General features: G+C 66.6%; 22 protein-coding genes. 11 read left to right on the top strand and 11 right to left on the bottom strand.

What is annotated here, in order from left to right; translation table 11 throughout:
• Together B1A78_RS13520 and B1A78_RS13515 are read right to left on the bottom strand one after the other, a co-directional pair.
• Window positions 1-664: SDR family oxidoreductase (locus tag B1A78_RS13520; RefSeq protein WP_077147476.1), on the bottom strand; the 664-nt coding region annotated here is incomplete at its 3' end.
• The gene (locus B1A78_RS13515; RefSeq protein WP_083734155.1) at window positions 661-1,032 is read right to left on the bottom strand and encodes a dihydroneopterin aldolase; all 372 of its coding nucleotides are present in this window, start codon (window positions 1,030-1,032) and stop codon (window positions 661-663) included. The genes B1A78_RS13515 and B1A78_RS13520, both read right to left, overlap by 4 nt.
• Window positions 1,033-1,122: 90 nt before the next feature.
• On the opposite strand from B1A78_RS13515, the gene B1A78_RS13510 reads away from it, so the two are divergent.
• The 4 genes from B1A78_RS13510 to B1A78_RS13495 are packed head-to-tail and all read left to right on the top strand — an operon-like array spanning window position 1,123 to window position 4,048.
• Window positions 1,123-1,626 carry a GNAT family N-acetyltransferase gene (locus B1A78_RS13510; RefSeq protein ID WP_077147474.1) on the top strand — a complete coding sequence of 168 codons (504 nt, stop codon included), beginning with the start codon at window positions 1,123-1,125 and terminating at the stop codon, window positions 1,624-1,626.
• Window positions 1,627-1,671: 45 nt separating this feature from the next.
• Window positions 1,672-2,259, top strand: coding sequence for a DUF1285 domain-containing protein (locus B1A78_RS13505; protein ID WP_077147473.1), 588 nt, complete (start codon window positions 1,672-1,674; stop codon window positions 2,257-2,259).
• Window positions 2,259-2,843 (top strand): CoA pyrophosphatase, encoded by a 585-nt coding sequence (locus tag B1A78_RS13500; protein WP_144037823.1) that lies wholly within the window; start codon window positions 2,259-2,261, stop codon window positions 2,841-2,843. The genes B1A78_RS13505 and B1A78_RS13500 overlap by 1 nt, the downstream gene beginning before the upstream one ends.
• Window positions 2,840-4,048: a CCA tRNA nucleotidyltransferase gene (locus B1A78_RS13495; RefSeq protein ID WP_077147472.1), complete on the top strand. Its 1,209-nt coding sequence runs from the start codon at window positions 2,840-2,842 to the stop codon at window positions 4,046-4,048. The genes B1A78_RS13500 and B1A78_RS13495 overlap by 4 nt, the downstream gene beginning before the upstream one ends.
• On the opposite strand, the gene B1A78_RS13490 is transcribed toward B1A78_RS13495, so the two are convergent.
• The 3 genes from B1A78_RS13490 to B1A78_RS13480 all read right to left on the bottom strand — a co-directional run bounded on the left by B1A78_RS13490 (window position 4,021) and on the right by B1A78_RS13480 (window position 9,139).
• Complete coding sequence (locus B1A78_RS13490) at window positions 4,021-5,637, bottom strand: bifunctional diguanylate cyclase/phosphodiesterase (protein ID WP_256838272.1); 1,617 nt, start codon at window positions 5,635-5,637, stop codon at window positions 4,021-4,023. The two genes, B1A78_RS13495 and B1A78_RS13490, sit on opposite strands and share 28 nt — an antisense overlap.
• A gap of 149 nt (window positions 5,638-5,786) precedes the next feature.
• Window positions 5,787-8,087 carry a DNA topoisomerase IV subunit A gene (gene parC, locus B1A78_RS13485; RefSeq protein WP_077147470.1) on the bottom strand — a complete coding sequence of 767 codons (2,301 nt, stop codon included), beginning with the start codon at window positions 8,085-8,087 and terminating at the stop codon, window positions 5,787-5,789.
• Between the two features lie 50 nt (window positions 8,088-8,137).
• On the bottom strand, window positions 8,138-9,139 hold the full coding sequence (locus B1A78_RS13480) for a pyridoxamine 5'-phosphate oxidase family protein (protein ID WP_077147469.1): 1,002 nt from the start codon (window positions 9,137-9,139) through the stop codon (window positions 8,138-8,140).
• Between the two features lie 135 nt (window positions 9,140-9,274).
• On the opposite strand from B1A78_RS13480, the gene B1A78_RS22690 reads away from it, so the two are divergent.
• Together B1A78_RS22690 and B1A78_RS13470 are read left to right on the top strand one after the other, a co-directional pair.
• On the top strand, window positions 9,275-9,733 hold the full coding sequence (locus tag B1A78_RS22690) for a hypothetical protein (protein ID WP_077147468.1): 459 nt from the start codon (window positions 9,275-9,277) through the stop codon (window positions 9,731-9,733).
• Window positions 9,733-10,551: a ferredoxin--NADP reductase gene (locus tag B1A78_RS13470; protein WP_077147467.1), complete on the top strand. Its 819-nt coding sequence runs from the start codon at window positions 9,733-9,735 to the stop codon at window positions 10,549-10,551. The genes B1A78_RS22690 and B1A78_RS13470 overlap by 1 nt, the downstream gene beginning before the upstream one ends.
• A gap of 18 nt (window positions 10,552-10,569) precedes the next feature.
• On the opposite strand, the gene B1A78_RS13465 is transcribed toward B1A78_RS13470, so the two are convergent.
• Window positions 10,570-11,976: a M20/M25/M40 family metallo-hydrolase gene (locus B1A78_RS13465; RefSeq protein ID WP_077147466.1), complete on the bottom strand. Its 1,407-nt coding sequence runs from the start codon at window positions 11,974-11,976 to the stop codon at window positions 10,570-10,572.
• Window positions 11,977-12,355: 379 nt separating this feature from the next.
• On the opposite strand from B1A78_RS13465, the gene B1A78_RS13460 reads away from it, so the two are divergent.
• Genes B1A78_RS13460 through B1A78_RS13445 form a run of 4 tightly spaced genes read left to right on the top strand, consistent with a single transcriptional unit; the run spans window position 12,356 to window position 14,946 of the window.
• Window positions 12,356-12,967, top strand: a complete 612-nt coding sequence (locus tag B1A78_RS13460) for a lysophospholipid acyltransferase family protein (protein WP_083734152.1) — start codon at window positions 12,356-12,358, stop codon at window positions 12,965-12,967.
• Between the two features lie 30 nt (window positions 12,968-12,997).
• Window positions 12,998-13,819 carry a DUF1295 domain-containing protein gene (locus B1A78_RS13455; protein WP_077147465.1) on the top strand — a complete coding sequence of 274 codons (822 nt, stop codon included), beginning with the start codon at window positions 12,998-13,000 and terminating at the stop codon, window positions 13,817-13,819.
• A 6-nt stretch (window positions 13,820-13,825) separates the two neighbouring features.
• The gene (locus B1A78_RS13450; protein ID WP_077147464.1) at window positions 13,826-14,230 is read left to right on the top strand and encodes a ribose-phosphate pyrophosphokinase; all 405 of its coding nucleotides are present in this window, start codon (window positions 13,826-13,828) and stop codon (window positions 14,228-14,230) included.
• 2 nt (window positions 14,231-14,232) lie between these two features.
• Entirely contained in the window at window positions 14,233-14,946 is a 714-nt protein-coding gene (locus B1A78_RS13445) for a site-2 protease family protein (RefSeq protein ID WP_077147463.1), read from the top strand.
• Window positions 14,947-14,948: 2 nt separating this feature from the next.
• Here B1A78_RS13445 and B1A78_RS13440 read toward each other — a convergent pair whose 3' ends face one another.
• Window positions 14,949-15,878: an isopenicillin N synthase family oxygenase gene (locus tag B1A78_RS13440; RefSeq protein WP_077147478.1), complete on the bottom strand. Its 930-nt coding sequence runs from the start codon at window positions 15,876-15,878 to the stop codon at window positions 14,949-14,951.
• Window positions 15,879-16,030: 152 nt separating this feature from the next.
• Between B1A78_RS13440 and B1A78_RS13435 the strand changes: the two genes are divergently transcribed.
• A complete protein-coding gene (locus B1A78_RS13435) occupies window positions 16,031-16,456 on the top strand; it encodes an EVE domain-containing protein (protein WP_077147462.1) in 426 nt (141 codons plus the stop codon).
• A gap of 3 nt (window positions 16,457-16,459) precedes the next feature.
• Here B1A78_RS13435 and B1A78_RS13430 read toward each other — a convergent pair whose 3' ends face one another.
• The 4 genes from B1A78_RS13430 to B1A78_RS13415 form a co-directional block, all read right to left on the bottom strand.
• Entirely contained in the window at window positions 16,460-16,792 is a 333-nt protein-coding gene (locus tag B1A78_RS13430) for a PilZ domain-containing protein (RefSeq protein WP_218667981.1), read from the bottom strand.
• A gap of 179 nt (window positions 16,793-16,971) precedes the next feature.
• The gene (gene arfB / locus B1A78_RS13425; protein ID WP_077147461.1) at window positions 16,972-17,373 is read right to left on the bottom strand and encodes an alternative ribosome rescue aminoacyl-tRNA hydrolase ArfB; all 402 of its coding nucleotides are present in this window, start codon (window positions 17,371-17,373) and stop codon (window positions 16,972-16,974) included.
• Window positions 17,366-18,049 (bottom strand): RluA family pseudouridine synthase, encoded by a 684-nt coding sequence (locus tag B1A78_RS13420; protein ID WP_077147460.1) that lies wholly within the window; start codon window positions 18,047-18,049, stop codon window positions 17,366-17,368. The genes arfB and B1A78_RS13420 overlap by 8 nt, the downstream gene beginning before the upstream one ends.
• 25 nt (window positions 18,050-18,074) lie before the next feature.
• On the bottom strand, window positions 18,075-18,801 hold a 727-nt coding region (locus B1A78_RS13415), incomplete at its 5' end, for a class III extradiol ring-cleavage dioxygenase (RefSeq protein WP_077147459.1).

Genomic DNA, 18,801 nt, shown 5'->3' with positions numbered 1-18,801 from the left:
CGAGATAGACCACGGCGTCGGCGATCTGTCCCGGCGTCGGCAGCGCGCCGAGCGGCATCATCCGGCCCAGCCGCTCGACCTGCGCTGCCGAATAATCTTCGGTCGCCATCGTCAGCCCGGGCGCCACGGCGTTGACCCGCGCCCGCCCGCCGAACGCCACCGCGAGCGTTTGCGTCGCTTGCCACAGCGCCGATTTCGACAGGCTGTACGCGATCTGGTCGGGCACCGGATGCACGACACGCTGGTCGACGATATTGACGATCGCGGGGCGCTTGCCCTCACTCGCCGCGACCAGCGCCTTCGCCAGCATCACCGGCGCCGACAAATTGACCTGCATCATCTCGGCCAGCGCCGCCGCCGACAGGTCGGCCCATTCGCCCTCGGCGAAATGCGCCGCATTGTTGACGAGCAAGTCGGGCGCGCGGCCGAATTTGTCGATCACCGCCGGGATCAGCGCGTCGACCGCCCCGGGATCGCTCAGGTCGGCGGCAAAGCGATGGCTCACCGCTCCCGTCTCGGCCAGCGCTTCGGCGAGCACCGGATCGGCCTCGGCGGCGCTCCTTTTGTGCAGCGCCAGCGCATAGCCATCGCGCGCCAGCCGCGCCGAAATCGCGGCGCCGACGCGGTGGAGGCCCCCGGTGACGAGCGCCAGCTTCTGGTTCATTTGCGCGCGCGCCGCATCGTGATGCCGATCTCTTCGCCTTCCTCGGCGATCGCCAGCTTGACGATCTTGACCTCGACCTCCTCGACCTTGTCGTCCTGCAGGAAGAGGGTGTCGATGATATGGTCGGCGACGCTTTCGATCAGCACGAAATGCACATCCTTGGGCAGACCCTCGGTCGCCGCGAATTTCAGGTGCATGTAATTTTTCGAGCGGCTCAATGGCGTCGTCGGATCATAATGATCGGCCATCGCCAGCTTCGCGCGCACCGAAATGCGCAGCGGCTGCGGCAGATGGGTTTCTTCGGAATAAATGCCGGTCAGCACCTGGACGGTCAGCCCGTCCACCTCCAGCCACAATGTATCGGTCACAAGAATTTCCTGTTCGGTGGGGGCGACATTCGGCTTTCCATCGCCGACCCCGGACCCTAAAGCGCCGCCGCATTAGCGAAAGGGCGCACGTTGGTCGAGTTACTTCCATTGTCCGATATCGAGCCGCAGGCGGTCGAGCGTCTGCTCGACGCCGCTTTCGGATCGGATCGCTTTGGACGAACCGCCTACCGCATCCGCCAGGGTATGGATGCGGTCCCGGCGCTGAGCTTCGCGCTCATCGAGGATGGCGTGCTCGCGGGCACGATCCAGTGCTGGCCGGTCGCGCATCACGCCGCCGACGGGACCACGACCCCGCTCGTCATGGTCGGCCCCGTCGCGGTGCGCCCCGACGTCCAGCGCGGCGGCCATGGTCGTACGCTGATGGCGCGGATGCTCGAGGCTGCGGAGATCGACGCCGACAGCGGCCTGATGATGATCGGCGACCCCGAATATTATGGCCGCTTCTTCGGCTTCACCGCCGACGCCACCGGTGCGTGGGATTTGCCCGGCCCTTATGAGAAACGCCGCCTTCTCGCGCGCGCGGTGAACGGCCACGGCCTACCGACGGGTGCGGGGATGATCGGGCCGCGCTGACCGGCGCGGGCTTGCACCATCCGTCCGCCCCCCTATGTCGGTTCCATGGTAACCCCCGCGCCCTCGCTCCCGAAGGATTTTTCGCAGCTCTCGCTGACCGAAGCGGCCGAGTTGCTCGCGGCGCGCAAGCTGCCACCGGTCGAGCAATGGCACCCCGAGCGCGAGGGTGACAGTGCGATGGAAATCCGCGCCGATGGCAGCTGGTATCATGAGGGCGGGCGCATCAACCGTCCCGCGATGGTCAAACTCTTCTCGACGATTCTGCGCCGCGAGGCGGACGGCAGCCATGTCCTCGTCACGCCCGCCGAAAGGCTCGCCATCGCGGTCGAGGATACGCCCTTCCGCGCGGTCGAGATGAAGAGCGAGGGCGCGGGCAGGGACCGCAAGCTGGTCTTCCGGCTCGACACCGACGATCTGGTGATGGCCGGCCCCGACCACCCGCTCGGTTTCGGCACCGACCCCGACAATCCCGACCCGCGCCTCCATGTGCGCGGCGCGATCGGAAACGGCCTGGAGGCGCGCATCGATCGCGCGCTCTATTATGAGATCGCCGAGATGGCGTTGGCCGAGGATATGGATCCGCCCGCCATCTGGTCGAACGGTGCGTGCTTTCCGTTGGTGAGCGCCGCCTGATGCTCTCCGCCAAATTGCGCGTCGCGCTCGAAAATCTGCTGCCCGGCGAGGATGAGGACGAGACGTATCTCGGTACCCCGACGCTGCGCGATGCGGCGGTGCTGATCGCCTTCACCGACCGCCCCGACCCCGGTGTGATCCTGACCCAGCGCCCGCAATGGCTGCGCAGCCATGCGGGGCAGGTCGCCTTTCCCGGCGGCAAGATCGACCCCGGCGACGTCGATGCGGTCGACGCCGCGCTGCGCGAGGCCGAGGAGGAGATCGGGCTCAACCGCCGCGACGTGACGATCGCGGGGACCTGCGACGCCTATCGCTCGGGCAGCGGCTATCACATCACCCCCGTGCTCGGCGTGATCCCGCCCGACCTGCCGCTCGACCCCAACCCCGACGAGGTTGAGGACTGGTTCGAAGTGCCGCTCGATATCCTCTTCGACCCCGGCAATTACGATCGCCAGCAGGCCTATTGGCAGGGGCATGACCGGCATTATTATGACATGATGTGGCAGGGACGGCGGATCTGGGGCGTGACGGCGGGGATCATCGTCAACCTCGCGCGGCGCCTGCCCGCGGGCTGGTACCGATGACGCGGTTGCCCGAAGCCGAATGGCGCCATGGCGATGGGCTGCGCCGCATCGTCATCGCGCTGCAGGCGCGCGGCGGCGCGGTGAAGCTCGTCGGCGGCGCCGTACGCGACACCCTGCTCGGCCTGCCCGTCGCCGACATCGACCTTGCGACCCCGCTGACCCCCGATCAGGTCATGCACCGGCTCGAAAAGGCGGGAATCAAGGTCGTGCCGACGGGCATCGCGCACGGCACCGTCACCGCGATCGCCAGCCACGAACGGCACGAGATCACGACCTTGCGCCGCGATGTCGCGACCGACGGCCGCCGCGCGACCGTCGCCTTCGCCGACGACTGGCGTGAGGATGCCGCGCGCCGCGACTTCACGATCAACGCGCTCTACGCCGACCCGGCGACCGGCGAAGTCGACGATTATTTCGGCGGCCTCGCCGACCTCGCGGCGGGACGCATCCGCTTCATCGGTGACGCCGCGACGCGCATCGCCGAGGATCATCTGCGCATCCTGCGCTTCTATCGATTCGTCGCACGCTTCGGGCAGGGCGAACTCGATGGCGAAAGTCATGCCGCGGTTATCGCCGCGCGCCAGTCGCTGAAGAGCCTGTCGCGCGAACGCGTCGCCGACGAACTCACCAAGATTCTCGCGCTGCCCGATCCGCGCCCGATCGTGCACCAGATGGCGCGCGACGGCATGTTCGAGGTGATCCTGCCCGAACTCGCCCCCGATTTCGCCGCCGCGCTCGACCGCCTGCTCGCCAATGAGGCCGCGGCCACCGCGTCGCCCTCGGCCTTCCGCCGTCTGGCCGCCCTGCTGCCGCCCGCCGCGCCGACCGCCGAGGATGTCGCGAGCCGCCTTCGCCTCTCGTCGCGCCAGCGCAAGCATCTCGCCGCGCTCGCCGGACGTCGCGCCACTCCGCTGCCGCCGCCGCGCCAACTCGCGCATGCGGTCGGCGTCGAGGCCGCGACCGACATATATCTGCTCGCGGCGGGCCCGCACGAGGCGGTCGATGCCGTCCACCTGCTGGCAGGCTGGACTGTGCCCGAACTGCCGCTCAAGGGGGGTGAGATCGTCGCGCGCGGCGTCACCGCCGGGCCGCAGGTGGCGACGCTGCTCAAAGCGGTCGAAGCGGCGTGGGTGGCGGAGGATTTTCCCGACAGGGCGCGCGTCGCCGCGCTGCTCGATCAGAAGATCGGCTTGGCGAGCGACTGACGCCAATAGTCGAAGGCGGTGTCGGCGACCATCGGGTGCGCGAACAGGAAGCCCTGACCGAAATCGCAACCGAGCGCCGACAGCAGCCGCGCCTGATCGGCGGTCTCGACCCCTTCGGCGGTGGTCTTCATGCCCATCGCTTCGGCCAGGCTCTGGATTGTGCGGACGATCGCCACCTTGTCGCGGTCGTCGACCATATGGTCGACGAAGCTGCGGTCGATCTTGAGCACGTCGAGCGGCAGCCGCTGGAGATAGGCGAGGTTCGAATAGCCGGTGCCGAAATCGTCCATCGCGACGCGCGTCGACAGCGACTTGAGCTCGTTCAATACCGACAGTGCGAGGTCGGGATCGCCGATGATCGCGCTTTCGGTCAGCTCGATCATCAGCCGTTCGCCGCCGATGGCGTTCGCCGCCAGAGCTTGGCGCACCACCGCTGCGACATCGTCGCGGACCAGCTGGATCGCCGAGACATTGACCGAGAAATAGCAGTCGACCGGCGCCCCGTTCTTGGCATCCCATTCGGCGATCGTGCTCGCCGCCTTGGCGATCGCCCATTGCCCGAGCGGGACGATCAAACCGGAATCCTCGGCTATCGGGATGAATTCGGTCGGCGATATCGATCGGCTGCCGTCGTCGTCCCAGCGTGCCAGCGCCTCGAATCCTGACACCTTGCCCGTCGCCAGCTCGATCAACGGTTGGAAGGCGAGATGCAGCCGGTCCTCCTCGATCGCGCTGCGCAACGCGGTCTCGAGTCCGAAGCGATTGTCGGACAGCATCGCCGCTTCGGGTTCGTAAATCTCGATGCGGTCGGTCTGCTTGGCACGCTTCAACGCGATCTGGGCATGGCGGATCTGGTCGGCGACATCGGTGTCGCCGCCGGCCGAGATCGTGCAGCCGAGTGCGCAATCGACGCTGACCTTCAGCTCTCCGATGCGGAACGGGTGGTCGAAACAGCCGCGGATACGCCGGGCGATTTCGCGCACATCGGCGCGGCCGCCCGCGATGCGCGACGAGATAGCGAATTCGTCCCCGCCGGTACGCGCCAATATGTCGCCGCTGCGCAGGCTCGACTTCAGCCGCCGCGCGACAGTGATGATCAATTCGTCGCCTGCGAGCGGGCCGATATGTTCGTTGATGCGGCTGAAGCGTGCGAGGTCGAGCAGCAGGATCGCATGATCGGACTCGCCCTCGGCGGCGATGCGCTGTTCGACCAGTTCTTCGAAACCGGCGCGGTTGGGCAGGCCGGTCAGGCTGTCCGACACCAGTTCGCGGCGCAAATTGCGCTCGGTCATCATTTCCTGCGTGCGGTCGATCAGGGTGAGCAGGAACAGATTGTCGGTGCCGCATTCGTCGGACAGCGGCCCGATCGATCCGCGCAGGTCGCGCGCGGCGGGGCCTTCGCCCAGCTGGCAGGAAAATTCCTGGGTATCGTCGGGGTCCTGCTCGGCGCGTTCGATCGCCCGGCGCAGCTCGATCGGCGCGTTGGCGCCCGCAGGCGACAGACTCAACCGGTCGAACGCGGCATTGCTGGCGTGCAGGCGGAAATTGCCGCGCGCGAGCGGACGGATCAGCGCTGCCGGAACCGGCATGGCGTCGATCCAGCCGACAAACAAAAGGGGCCGGTCCTCGCCGGTTCGATCAATAGGCATAAAAGAGGGTTTTGTGCGACCTTTCCCCATTGCTCGAACACTAGGGGGCGGGGGGTAAAGAAGCTATTTACGGCTACATCGAAAAGCGATCAGCCGAAACGATTGTTCCGCGGAAAACCGGTGGGTGGCATGCGCCCCGCTGCGCCGCGCGCAACGCGCCAGGGCGCAAGGTCGGTTTCGGTGCGCGTGCGGCCTGTGTCGCCGCCCATCGCCCAGCTGAGGCCGTCGGCAAAGGCAAAGGCGACTGCATCGGACAGCCCGCCGTCGCGATAACGTTGCAGCATCACGCCCTGGCCGCGCGCCATCACCGGCACTTCGGCGAGCGGGAAGACGACGAGCTTGCGGTTCTCGCCGACCACCGCGACGCTGTCGTCGCTTGCGGCAATCGGGCGCACGACGCCGAGCTGCGCCTTCGGCTTCAGATTGACGACGTTGCGGCCCTTGCGCGTCTCGGCGATGATCTCGCCCATCTGCGCGACAAAGCCGTGGCCGCTGGTCGAGGCGAGGAGTAACCGGCCGTCGGCGCTCGCCGGGATCAGCGCGACGATGCGCGCTTCGGGGTCGATGTCGACCATCAGCCGCAGCGGTTCGCCAAAGCCGCGGCCGCCGGGCAATTTGTCGGCGCCGATGGTGTAGAAACGCCCGTCGCTCGCCGCGATCAGCAATTTGTCGGTGGTCTGCGCATGGACCGCAAAGGCGAGCTCGTCGCCTTCCTTGAACTTGAACTCGCCCCACTGGTCGGGCGCGACATGCGCGCGCTGCGCGCGGATCCATCCGCGCTTCGACAGGATCACCGTTACCGGTTCCTTCTCGATCATCGCATCGAGCGGGATGTCGCGTGCCGGCGCGGCTTCGGCGATCGTCGTGCGCCGCGCGCCGAGCAGGGTGTCGAGGCCATAGACCGCGCGCAGCTTCTCCAGGTCCTTGCGCAGCCGCGTCTTCTGCCGCGCGGGGCTTTCGATCAGTTTCGCCAGCTCCTCGCGCTCGGCGGTCAAATCGGCCTGCTCTCGCTTCAGCTCCATTTCCTCGAGCTTGCGCAAGGACCGCAGCCGCATGTTGAGGATCGCCTCGGCCTGGCGGTCGGTCAGGATGAATTCGGCGATCATCACCGGCTTGGGTTCGTCCTCGGTCCGGATGATCTCGATGATCCGGTCGAGGTTCAAAAAGGCGATGATGTAACCCGCGACCAGTTCGAGGCGGTCGTCGATCTTCGCGATGCGGTGCTGCGCGCGGCGGACGAGGACGACGATCTGGTGCTGCAGCCATTCGGTGAGCAGCTGGTGAAGCCCCATAACCTTCGGCGTGCGCGTCGCGTCGAGCACGTTGAGGTTGAGCGCGAAGCGGCTTTCGAGGTCGGTCAGCCGATACAGGCTTTCCTTGAGCACATCGGGGTCGACGTTGCGGCTCTTCGGCACCAGCACGATGCGCAGGTCCTCGGCGCTTTCGTCGCGAACATCCTCGAGGATCGGGAGCTTCTTGTCGGCGATCAGCTGCGCGATCTGCTCGATCAGCTTGCCCTTGGCGACCCCGTAAGGAATTTCACTGATGACGAGCTGCCAGGTGCCGCCCGCTTGGCGTTCGATCCCCGTCGCTTCCCAGGCGCCGTCGGCCTTGCCCAGCGAAAAACGCGCGCGGACGCGAAAACCGCCGCGCCCGGTTTCATAGGCGAGGCGGATCGCCTCGGGGCTGTCGACGACAATGCCCCCGGTCGGAAAATCGGGGCCTTTGACATGGTCGAGCAGCTCGGCCAGCTCGGCGCGCGGATTTTCGATCAGCACCAGCGCCGCGTCGATCACCTCGGCGGCGTTGTGCGGCGGGATATTCGTCGCCATGCCGACCGCGATTCCGCTCGCGCCATTGGCGAGCAGGTTCGGGAACAGCCCCGGCATGATTTCGGGCTCTTCGTCCTCGCCATTATAGGTCGGCTTGAAATCGACGGTGCCCTCGTCGAGCCCCTGCATCAGGTCGACCGCGACGCGCGTCAGCCGCGCCTCGGTGTAGCGATAGGCCGCAGCATTATCGCCGTCGATATTGCCGAAATTGCCCTGGCCATCGACGAGCGGGTAGCGGAGCGAGAAATCCTGCGCGAGGCGGACCATCGCGTCATAGACCGCGGTGTCGCCGTGGGGGTGGAATTTACCGATGACATCGCCGACGACACGCGCCGACTTCTTGTAGCCCTGGCTCGGGTCGAGCCGCATCGCGCGCATCGCCCACAACAGGCGGCGGTGGACGGGCTTCAACCCGTCGCGGAGATCGGGGAGCGAACGCGCGGTGATCGTCGACAGCGCATAGACGAGGTATCGCTCCGACAGCGCGCTGTCGAAGGGGGTGTCGCTCATGCCGGGAACGGGGTCGGAAGCAGGAAGATCGTCGTCGGTGGTCGCCATTGTCCGCGCGGATAGCAAGCCCGGCGCCGCATGGCAAAGGGCGATGCGGCCTAATAGAGATTGTTCTTATAATCCTGATCGAGCCCCTTCTGGATCATGCCCGGGGTGACGACCGCGCTTGCGATGCGTGCGCCGATGCCTTTGCTGCGGTTCAGGCGCAGATGCTCGCCGAGCATCTTGGCGGGGCTGACGCCGGCGGGTGCGGGGGCAGCGGGCCAGAGGCGCGCGCGCGCGATCGCGGCGCTGGGCGCGAGCGTAAGGACAAGATCGTCGACGCGCGCGGCGAGCAGAGGCTGTTTGTCGCCGACGGCGAAGGGTGCGCGCGCCGCTTCGTCGCTGTCGAGCGTCGCCGATCCGGTCAGCGTCAGGGCCATCGTCGATCCCGGGATCAGCAGCGCTGCGGCGATGCGCGGCTGCGCGATGATGTTGCGGAAACTGTCGGTGCGGCGATTGCCGGGGCGGTCGGGAAAGGCCAGCGCGTCGCCGTCGATTTGCGCGAGCCGCCCGGCCGGATCGCCCTTGGGGCTGAGGTCGGCGCCGCCTGCGGTATCGATCGTCGCGAGCGCCATGAAGCGGCTGGCGGCGACGAAGGCGTCGGTGGCCCCGGGCGCATCGTCACGCGGATCAGCCTTCCAGAAGTCCGAGCGGATCAGCGCCTTGGCGCAGTGGACATAGCATTCTTCGACCGCGATCTGTGCGGTGCCGTCGGCGATCTCGGCGACGCGGCCGTTGATCCGCAGCGTCTCTCCGATACCCGGCAACAGGAACAGTGAGCCAAAGCCTTCGCCGGTCCGCAGCAGCGCCGGATGGTCGATGCGATCGAGCGGAACCGACAGCGTCGGGCCGTCCGACCGCGCAAAGCCGGGCTCGCCGCCTGCAAGCGTCACCACGACGCCGCCGATACCGTCGCCGACCCCGGCGAACATCAGCGGCGCGGCGGCAAGCCAGCGCTGCGCGGTCGCGTCGACATGGTCGATGACCTTGAGGTCGATCGCCGGCGAAGGCTTGCCGATGACCGCTTCGAGCGCGGCGATGCTGTCGATGGCCGTCATTCCGGCTGCTCCTCTCCTTCGGTCGCGCGGGCGCCCAATCGTCATAGCCTTGCTACCACAAGGAAAAGATTATCTCATAGTTGCAAATGCCTCGCAATAACATAAAAGCCGCGGCGAGGTAGCCCGGAGATTCGCATGTACGCCTATGTCGACCGTCCCGTCGAAAGCCTGTGCAATGGCGGGCGGTTCCTGCTGTGGGCGATGCGTGGCTGGGTCGCAGCGGCCGAGCGGCGCGAATGCCCGCCGCAGGCGCTGCATCGCGGCTTTGCGGCGGTGAACGCGCGCGCCGTGCTGCCCGATTTTCATGTCGCGATGGCGATGCTGGCAAGCGATGGGCGCGAATGCCTGACGCTCGCGCCGATGCCCTGCGCGCGGATCACCGAGGATGAGGCGGTGCTGATGACGCTGTGGCGCGACGCCGCCGTCGGCGATCCGGCGGCGCTGCGCGCGACGCTGGCGTTGCTGGTCGAGGTCGATGGCGTCGCCCCGATCGCCAATGCCGTCGTCGGTGCCGCGAAGGGATTGGCTGCCGCCGGCTTCGACCTGTCTCCGCTTTCCTCCCCACCCTCCAAAAAACATCAGGAATCCAAGTGATGAGCGACCGTATCGCCGCCGCAGCCAAACTGGCTCCTTCCGCATCGTTGACCGTCGAGGAAGTGCGGAGCGTCCGCCACTGGAACGAGCATCTGTTCAGCTTCACGATCAGCCGCCCGCCGAGCTTCCGCTTCCGGTCGGGCGAGTTCGTGATGATCGGCCTGCCGGGCGGCGAGGGGCGACCGCTGCTGCGCGCTTATTCGATCGCGAGCCCCGCCTATGCCGACGAACTGGAATTCCTGTCGATCAAGGTGCCCGACGGCCCGCTGACCTCACGGCTCCAGCTGGTCGCGCCGGGCGACCCGATCTATCTCGGCCGCAAGCCGACCGGCACGCTCGTCGCCGACGCGCTGACCCCGGGACGGCGGCTGTTCCTGCTGTCGACCGGCACCGGCCTCGCCCCCTTCCTCAGCCTGGCGCGCGATCCCGACATCTATGAGCGGTTCAACGAGATCGTGGTCGTCCATTGCGTGCGGCAGGTCAGCGACCTTGCCTTCCGCGACGAGCTCGAAAGCCAGCTCGCCGGCGATCCGCTGGTGCAGGATCAGGCGCTGCTGCAATTCCATTACCTGCCGACGGTGACGCGCGAGCCGTTCCGCACGATGGGCCGCATCGACGCGCTGATCGACAATGGCGCGCTGTTCGGCCACCCGCTGACCGGCCCCGCAGCCTTCGACCCCGAGAGCGACCGCATCATGATGTGCGGCAGCATGGCGATGATCCGCGAGCTGCAGGCGCGCTTCGAGGAACTGGGCTTCAAGGAAGGCTCGAACGCCGCCCCCGGCGATTTCGTGATCGAGCGCGCGTTCGTCGGTTAGGCCAGAACGTCTTCAGGGCTAATCGGCATAGGCCTTGACCAGGTCGACCATGAAATCGCGCCCGACGTAGAGCGATTGCACCGCGATGCGTTCGTTGAGGCCGTGGACGCCATTGCCGTCGGGGTCGCCCCACATGCCGGGGATGCCATAGGTCGGGATGCCCGCCGCGCCGAGGAAGGTCGCATCGGTATATCCATTGGCCATCGACGGGATGACCGTCAGCCCCGGCCAATATTTGGCGACGAGCCTTTCCATCGGGCCGATGACCTTCGGGTCGAGCGGCGGCGCGGGCGGGGCGGGACGCTTGGGCGGCAATTGGGTGATCGTCACCTTGGGGTCGCCGATGACCCGCGCGAGTTCGTCCTTGATCGATTCGATGCTGTGGCCCGGGAAGATGCGGCAATTGATGTTCGCCCCGGCGCGCTGCGGCAGCGCGTTCGCGGCATGACCGCCGTCGAGCAAAGTCGCGACGCAGGTGGTGCGCAGATTGCTGTGCAGGAACGGATCGGCGTTGACGATCGCCTCGGCGGCCTTGTCGGCCGGGTCGAGCGCGAGCGCGATCATCGCGCGTCCGGTCGCGTCGCCGCGCGCGGCGCCCGCCTCGGCAAAATAGCGCCGCGTGACGTCGGTCAGTTCGACGGGGAATTCATGCTCCTCGATCCGGGTCAGCGCCGCCGCGAGCTCGTAGATCGCATTGTCGGGCACCGGTGCCGAGCTGTGCCCGCCGGGATTGCGCGTTTCGAGGCGGAAATTGGCGAAGGTCTTTTCGCCGACCTGCACCGACTGGCCGATGACCTTGCCCTTGCCGTCGCTGTCGCCGCCGCCGCCTTCGTTGAGCGCGAATTCGGCGTCGATCAGGTCGCGCCTGTTCGCGGCGAGCCATTCGACGCCGTTGAACGCGCCATTGGTCTCCTCGCCGCAGGTCAGCGCCATCTTGATCGTGCGCTTGGGCTTGTAGCCCGCCTGCTGGAAGCGGATCAGCATGTCGACCCACACCGCCGCCTGCGACTTCACGTCGAGCGTGCCGCGGCCATAGAAATAGCCATTTTCCTCGAACAGGGTGAAGGGATCGCGTTCCCAATCCGCGCGCTTCGCCTCGACGACGTCGATATGCGCCATCACCAAGATCGGCTTCGCCTTCTTCGAGGTCCCCGGATAAATGGCGACGAGGCCGCCTTCCTTCGGGTGCTCGGGGGTCGCGAAGAGGTGAAGCTGGCTGTCGGGGAAACCCGCGGCCTTCATCCGCGTCGCCATCCGCTCGGCGGCGAGCGTGCAGCTGCCCGACGACAGGGTGGTATTGGTTTCGATCAGTTCCTTGAAGATGTCGCGGAAGATGAGCTGGTCGGGGCGCGGCTGCGGCTCCTGCGCGGCGGCGGGCGTAGTAAAGGCCAGCGCGGTCAGGATCGGCAGCCAGATTTTCTTCATGATGAATCCCCTTCGCATGCGAAGGGAGCAGAAAGCGCGGGGGGCGGCAAGACGGATTGTCGGGTCGGTTTCGGGCGGTTGCGGACTGGGGCCAACGCCCCTCTCTCCCCTTGAGGGAGAGATACGCAGGCTTGGCAGCTTGCTGCCTAGCCGCAGTTGAGAGGGGGTTTTGCGTCCGCCGACGTCGCACCCCCTCTCCAAGCTTCGCTAGCTCCTGACGGAGCAAGCTGCGCTATCCTCTCCCTCGAGGGGAGAGGAGATCATGCCCGCTCCCCACCCCAACGCCGCCATCGACCGTTCGGCTTTCGATTCCGCCTGCGCTTTCCCTTGCGCGGTCCCGCGCTTTCGCGCATCCCGCCCCAAGGGAAGAGGAGTATCAGTGACCGAAATCGACGATCATCCGCCGGGTCTGGTGGCGCGTGCCGTGCGGCGGCTGTTGCTGCTGCTATACCGGATGCGCGGGTGGAAGGCAGAGGGCGAGGTGCCCGAACCGCGGCGCTTCATCATCATCGCGGCGCCGCACACGAGCAACTGGGATTTCGTGAACTTCCTCGGCCTGACCGCCGACCTGAAGGTTCGCGCGCATTTCATGGGGAAATTGTCGCTGTTCAAATGGCCGATCGGCGGCTTCATGAAACAGATGGGCGGTATCCCGGTCGACCGCCGCGGCGGGACCAACGTCGTCCAGCAGATGGTCGACGAATTCGCGCGCCGCGCCGAATTCATGCTCACCGTCGCGCCCGAAGGCACGCGCGGCAAGACGACCAAGTGGCGCACCGGATTCTATCAGATCGCGCTGGCGGCGAAGGTGCCGCTGGTCGTCGGCTTCATGGATTATGGCACGCGCACCGGCGGGCTCGGCCCGCTGATCTGGCCGACGGGCGACTTCCGCGCCGATATGATCAAGGTGCTGGAAACCTATAAAAGTTGCGTTCCGAAAATTCCGGGGCGTGCGGTGAAATCGATCGATGATATCGTGGGGGCGGATTAGGACCGGCCAAGGCAACGGCAGGAGCGTGCGATGACGAGCGTGGGAATCATGCTGGCGACGAATTTCTTCGGCCTGATCCTGGTGATCGGCATCCTGTGGCTGATCGCGCTGCAGATCCGCGACGTGTCGTTCATCGACGCCTTCTGGGCGTTCGGCATGGTGCTGCTCGCGTGGGGCAGTGCGATCCAGGACGGCAGCGAAGGGCTGCGCGCGCAGTTGCTGCTCGGGCTGACGACCCTGTGGGGGCTGCGCCTTGCGCTTCACCTGTTCATCCGCTGGCGCCGCACCGGCGAGGACCCGCGCTATCAGAAGATCATCGCGGGCATCATGAAGAAGCGCCATTGGGGGTGGGAGGTCACCGCGCTGGTCAGCGTCTTCCTGACGCAGGCGCCCTTGCTGTTCGTCACCAGCCTGCCGGCGCAGATCGGCATCTGGGCGAGCGCGGCGGCGCCGGCATCGGCGATCGGCGTGCTTGGCTGGATCGGCGTCGCCGCCGCGCTCACCGGCATCGCGTTCGAGACCGTCGGCGACGCGCAACTCCACGCCTTTCGCAACAACCCCGAAAATCATGGCAAGATCCTCGACACCGGGCTGTGGCGTTACACGCGCCATCCCAATTATTTCGGCGATGCGCTGACCTGGTGGGGCATTTTCCTCGTCGCCGCCGACGCAGCCTGGTGGGTCGCGGCGGCGAGCGTGATCGGGCCATTGTTCCTGAGCTTCACGCTCACCAAATGGTCGGGCAAGGCGCTGCTCGAACGCGGCATGAAACATACGCGGCCGGGCTATGACGATTATGTCGCGCGCACTTCGGGTTTCATTCCCTGGCCCCCTAAAAAACATGGGTCATGAAAAAGCGTGGGGCGTGATCCGGGCCTCGATGCCGACGCGCCGGTTCCGGCTGACGTCAGCGCGCTCGGCGACGCGCCGCGGATCCGCGCGATATTGAACGACGCGGCGCGCGAAGGGCGGAGCGTCAGCTATTCCGAACTGCTCGGCGAACTGGGGTTTCGCTTCACGCGACCCAAGATGCGCGCGGTCGTCAAGACGCTCGCCGAGGTCGACCGGCTGTGTGCGCTCGACGGCGAGCCCGACATGGCGGTGCTGGTGGTGCGCGAGAGCGACCGGCTGCCCGGGCAGGGATGGTGGGTTGGTGGGACGGCGCTGCTGCTCGGCTATGACGGGCCGTGGGAGGGCGCGGCGGCGACGCGCTTCATTCGCGAGCAGCAGCAGGCGGTGTTCGACTATTGGGAGGGGCGTTAGGGATGGGCGAAGTCGGCTTGTCGTTCTTGCGAATGATACTCACGCTGATGTTGCTTGGCGGAATGCACGAATATGCCCCGCCTTCATGGGGCGCCTACGGAGCATTCATCGCTTTCCTCGGCTTGTCTTTTCTCGTCACGCTGATCCATGAGTTGAGCCATGCGCTGGCTGTTTGGCTACAGCGCGGTACCGTCATCGAAATCTCAGTTCTCGGCCTGACCTATTCACCGCAGTTCCACCGTTTTAATGTGAAATCGCTTCCTCCGGGGGGCGACCTCGCCGGCTATGTCAATTTCCTGCCGCCCGAAGAGGATTGGACAAGGCGGCAATATGGCATCGTCATCGCGGCTGGACCGGCTGCCGATGCGGCGCTTGCATTATTGGCGCTCGCGACATCGATGTGGCAGGCCGCGCCAGACCCATCAATGCGCGCGCCCGTCGCAGTCGTCGCCTATGACGATGCGTCGCCGACCCCGGCAAAAGTGCGGAGCAATTTGCCTTCGAACGAAGAGCATGAGCGCATCGTCGCGGAAGTGCGGGACCGCAAAAGATGGGAGCCGTTAGAAGATTTGGACGCTCTCGCTCCGATGCTCATGGTCATCGCCTTCATCTCTTCGCTGGGGAATCTTCTTCCCTATCGCGGGAGCGACGGTGCGAAACTGCTTGAGCTTTGGCGCGGACGGAACCGTTTCGCGCGGATGCCCAAGCGTCGATAGACCTATTTCTTAAGCCCGATCTCCCGCAACCGCTCCTGCAGATACTCGTCCGCGGTAATCGGCGTCGGATAAAGGTTCGGCTGCGACGCGCTCACGCAATTTTCCAGCGTCTCTATCGGATAGTCCGAGCGGAAGTGGAGGAAGAAGGGCATCGAGTAACGCGCGACGCTCGCGCGGCCGGCATCGGGGTTGCGCACGCGGTGCGTGGTCGAGGGCAGGCGGTTGTTGGTGAGCCGCTGGAGCATGTCGCCGACATTGACCGCCATCGCGCCCGGCGGGGGCGAGACGGGGAGCCAGCTGCCGTCCTTGTCAAGGATTTCGAGCCCGGCTTCCTCGGCGCCGAGGAGAAGCGTGATCGTATTGATATCCTCATGCGCTTCGGCGCGGATGCCCTTTGCGGGCGCCTCGACCGGCGGATAATGGAGCAGGCGCATCACGCTGTTGCCGTCCTGCACCGTGTCGTCGAAGAAATCGGGGTCGAGCTTCAGGTAGCGCGCGATCCCCGAGAGAAGGCGCCCGCCGACGCGGTCGAATTCGGCGAACAGCTTGTCGTAAGCGGTGCGGAAGCCCGCGACCTCGGCGGGCCAGACATTGTTCGGCTGCTGCGCGGCGAGGCGGTGGCCTGCGGGCAGGTCGCGGCCGACGTGCCAGAATTCCTTGAGGTCGACTTCCTTCGCGCCCTTCGCGATCTCGGTCCCGAAGGGGGTGTAGCCGCGCGCGCCGCCGCCGCCGGGGATGTGATAGGCGCGCTTCTGGTCCTCATCGAGCGCGAAGAATTGCTTCGCCTTGTCCCACGCCTCGTCGATCAGATCGGGATCGATGCCATGATCGGTGATCATCGCGAAGCCGAAGCGTTCGAAGGAGGCGCCGAATTCCTGCGCGAACTGCTCGGCAGGAAGGGCCATGGAAATCACGGGTACGGCGGCGGTCATCGGTGGTTCGTCCATTTGTTGGTGCTGTGGCGCGCCATGCCGGTCGGATCGGGGCGCGTCTTTGACATGAATCGGGATTTAGGCGTTCCGGCGCCGCGGTTAAAGGGAAAAAGGCGGTTCCACCCTGCGCGCCGCTCGGCTAGGCAGCGGCCATGGCAAAGCAATATTGGCTGATGAAATCCGAACCCGACGCCTATGCGTGGGAAACGCTCGTCAAGGACGGCAAGGGCATGTGGGACGGGGTCCGCAACCACAGCGCCAAGCTCAACATGAAGGCGATGAAGGTCGGCGACGAGGCGCTCTTCTATCACAGCAATATCGGCAAGGAATGCGTCGGGATCATGGAGATCGTCGAGGAGGCGACCCCCGATCCGACCGCCGACGATGGCTCGCCGTGGGTGATCGTGCGCGTCGCGCCGGTGCGGCCGCTCGCGTATCCGGTGACGCTGGCGGCGATCAAGGCCGATCCCAAGCTCGCCGACATGGACCTGATCCGGCTGTCGCGGCTGTCGGTCGGGCGCGTGACGCCCGCCGAGTGGAAACATATCCTCAAAAAATCGGAAAAGCCCGAGGGCTGATGTTCAGCGCAGCGGGGTGCGCAGCTTGCTCTGCATATGCTCGGCGACTGAGGGGTGGAGCGGGTTCACGAACTCGCAGCCATATTCATTGCCGTCGACGCGGCGGACGATCGCTTCGAGCTGCTGGAGGCCGGGCAGGCTGACCCAGATATGCTTCCCGATTGCCGGGCGGGCGAAGGTGTTCATGCGGAAACCGGTCGACGACAGGTCGAACAGCTCGGCATCATAGGGGTTGAAGCCCGCCTCGCGAAATTTCGCATTGGCCTTGACCTGCGCGCGCTGTGCGCCGCGCGTCTTGGTGGCCTGCTTGGTGGTCATGGTGCCCTGGTAGTTCACGGTCGTTCGCGATCCCATTGATGTGGAGCGGCAAAATTACGGCGCGATGCTTTCGCCTGTGTAAACGGACATCGTAAATATCGTCGAAACAGCGCCTTCTTGTCTCGCGGTGGGACATTTTGGACCGCCGCGGGGTTTCGGGCACCCGCGATCATGGCAAGATTAGGTAAAGATTGGATTTACTCTGGCGAACGGACGCGGCCGCGGCCCGCCTTCACGGTGCTGCGCGCCTTCTTGCTGTCGACGCGGCGCGCCTTGGCGGCCTTGCTCGGCTTGGTCTTGATGCGGCGTTCGGGGCGGATCAGCGCCTGGTCGACCAGCGCGTTCAGCCGCGCGCGCGCATCGGCGCGGTTCGCCTCCTGCGTGCGATACTGGCGCGCGAGGATGATCAGTTCGCCCTCGGTCGTCATCCGGCTGCCCGCGAGCGTCTTCAGGCGGCGATAGGCGTCGGGCGGCAGGCCGAGCGCGAAGACGTCGACGCGTAGCTGGCACGCGGTCGCGACCTTGTTGACATTCTGCCCGCCGGGGCCAGTCCCGGCGAGGAACTTCTCCGAAATCGCCGATTCCGGGATGTCAGCCACGCGTCGGCTCCGCCCCCTCCGGCGCGGTAAAGCCGAGCGCGGCGAAACGGTCGGGGAAGGGCGCTTCGGCGACGATCGGCGGCTTGGCGCCGCGCGCGACGACGAGCCGCTCGGCGTGGAGCAGGGTGCGGCCCTTGGGTCCGCCGCGGCCATAGACGGGATCGCCGGCGAGCGCGAAGCCCAGCCCTTCGAGCGCATGGACGCGCAGCTGGTGGGTGCGGCCGGTTTCGGGGCGGAAGCGCAGCAGGCTGCGGCCATCGACGTCCGCCAGCTTTTCCCAGTGCGAGATCGACGGTTTGCCCTTTGCATCGCCGACCATGCGCCAGCCCTGCTCGGCGGTCGACACCTTGGCGAGCGGCAGGTCGATCGTGCCGCCCGTCCCTTCGACGACGCCGTCGACGATCGCGAGATAGGATTTTTCGACCTCGCGCGCCTCGAACGCCTGGGTGAAGCGGCCATGCGCCTTGGGATTGCGCGCGAGCAGCAGGCAGCCCGAGGTGTCGCGGTCGAGCCGGTGGACCGCGAGCGGCCAGCGCTTGAACCCGAATTTCAGGCTGTCGAGATGGTTTTCGAGGCTGAGGCTGCCGTCGCGCGGCGCGTCGACGGGCAGGCCCGCGGGCTTGTCGACGACGATCGCCTCGCCGTCGAGGAACAGGATATGATCGGTAAGCAGCATCGGCGGCCTATAGGCCGCGTGGCGCTCAGCCGAAAGAATAAACGTCCATGCCGAGCAGGCCGTAGGTCGTGCTGGCGTGGAGGCGTTCGGGCGTACCGCCGGCGCCCATGGCGACGAACAGCGGCAGGATATGGTCCATCGTCGGGTGGTTGTCGGCGCCGTGCGGCGCGCGCTCGACCGCGTGGAGGACATCGTCGATCGCGCCCGCCGCCATGCGATCGGCGACCCAGTCGGTGAAGCCGGTGACCCACGCGGGGGCGGGGGCATCGATGGCGGGCCGCGCCGAGAAGAGTGCGCGAAGGTTGTGCGTGATGCTGCCCGACCCGATAATCAGCACGCCCTCGTCGCGCAGCGGCGCGAGCGCCTGGCCGAGCGCATGATGCCATTCGGGTGAGGCGTTTGACGCGATCGAGAGCTGGACGACGGGAATGTCGGCGTCGGGATAGGTCAGCGACAGCGGCACCCACGCGCCATGGTCGAGACCGCGGTCGGGATCGGCGGTGACCGCGAGGCCGTGCGCGCCGAGGAGGCCGACGATCTGCGCCGCGAGCGCGGGATCGCCGGGCGCGGGGTAGCGCATCGCGAAGAGCTCGTCGGGGAAGCCGCCGAAGTCGTGGATCGTCGGCGGCTGCGGCGACGCGGTCACCGTCGCGCGGCCGCCCTGAAAGGCGGCATCATGATGCGCCGACACGACGAGGATCGCGCGCGGGCGCGGCAAATGGGCGCCCAGCCCGGCGAGGAAGTCCCGCGCC

The sequence above is a fragment of the Sphingopyxis sp. KK2 genome (assembly GCF_001990265.1).
Lineage (GTDB): Bacteria > Pseudomonadota > Alphaproteobacteria > Sphingomonadales > Sphingomonadaceae > Sphingopyxis.
This window is presented reverse-complemented; position numbering and strand designations above follow the sequence as displayed.

Excerpts from the sequence above, each read along its gene's own strand:
- B1A78_RS13505 (WP_077147473.1), top strand. The coding sequence starts at position 1,672 with ATGGTAACCCCCGCGCCCTCGCTCCCGAAGGATTTTTCGCAGCTCTCG.
- B1A78_RS13500 (WP_144037823.1), top strand. The coding sequence starts at position 2,259 with ATGCTCTCCGCCAAATTGCGCGTCGCGCTCGAAAATCTGCTGCCCGGC.
- B1A78_RS13495 (WP_077147472.1), top strand. The coding sequence starts at position 2,840 with ATGACGCGGTTGCCCGAAGCCGAATGGCGCCATGGCGATGGGCTGCGC.
- B1A78_RS13490 (WP_256838272.1), bottom strand. The coding sequence starts at position 5,637 with ATGCCGGTTCCGGCAGCGCTGATCCGTCCGCTCGCGCGCGGCAATTTC.
- parC (WP_077147470.1), bottom strand. The coding sequence starts at position 8,087 with ATGGCGACCACCGACGACGATCTTCCTGCTTCCGACCCCGTTCCCGGC.
- B1A78_RS13480 (WP_077147469.1), bottom strand. The coding sequence starts at position 9,139 with ATGACGGCCATCGACAGCATCGCCGCGCTCGAAGCGGTCATCGGCAAG.
- B1A78_RS22690 (WP_077147468.1), top strand. The coding sequence starts at position 9,275 with ATGTACGCCTATGTCGACCGTCCCGTCGAAAGCCTGTGCAATGGCGGG.
- B1A78_RS13470 (WP_077147467.1), top strand. The coding sequence starts at position 9,733 with ATGAGCGACCGTATCGCCGCCGCAGCCAAACTGGCTCCTTCCGCATCG.
- B1A78_RS13465 (WP_077147466.1), bottom strand. The coding sequence starts at position 11,976 with ATGAAGAAAATCTGGCTGCCGATCCTGACCGCGCTGGCCTTTACTACG.
- B1A78_RS13455 (WP_077147465.1), top strand. The coding sequence starts at position 12,998 with ATGACGAGCGTGGGAATCATGCTGGCGACGAATTTCTTCGGCCTGATC.
- B1A78_RS13445 (WP_077147463.1), top strand. The coding sequence starts at position 14,233 with ATGGGCGAAGTCGGCTTGTCGTTCTTGCGAATGATACTCACGCTGATG.
- B1A78_RS13440 (WP_077147478.1), bottom strand. The coding sequence starts at position 15,878 with ATGACCGCCGCCGTACCCGTGATTTCCATGGCCCTTCCTGCCGAGCAG.
- B1A78_RS13435 (WP_077147462.1), top strand. The coding sequence starts at position 16,031 with ATGGCAAAGCAATATTGGCTGATGAAATCCGAACCCGACGCCTATGCG.
- B1A78_RS13420 (WP_077147460.1), bottom strand. The coding sequence starts at position 18,049 with ATGCTGCTTACCGATCATATCCTGTTCCTCGACGGCGAGGCGATCGTC.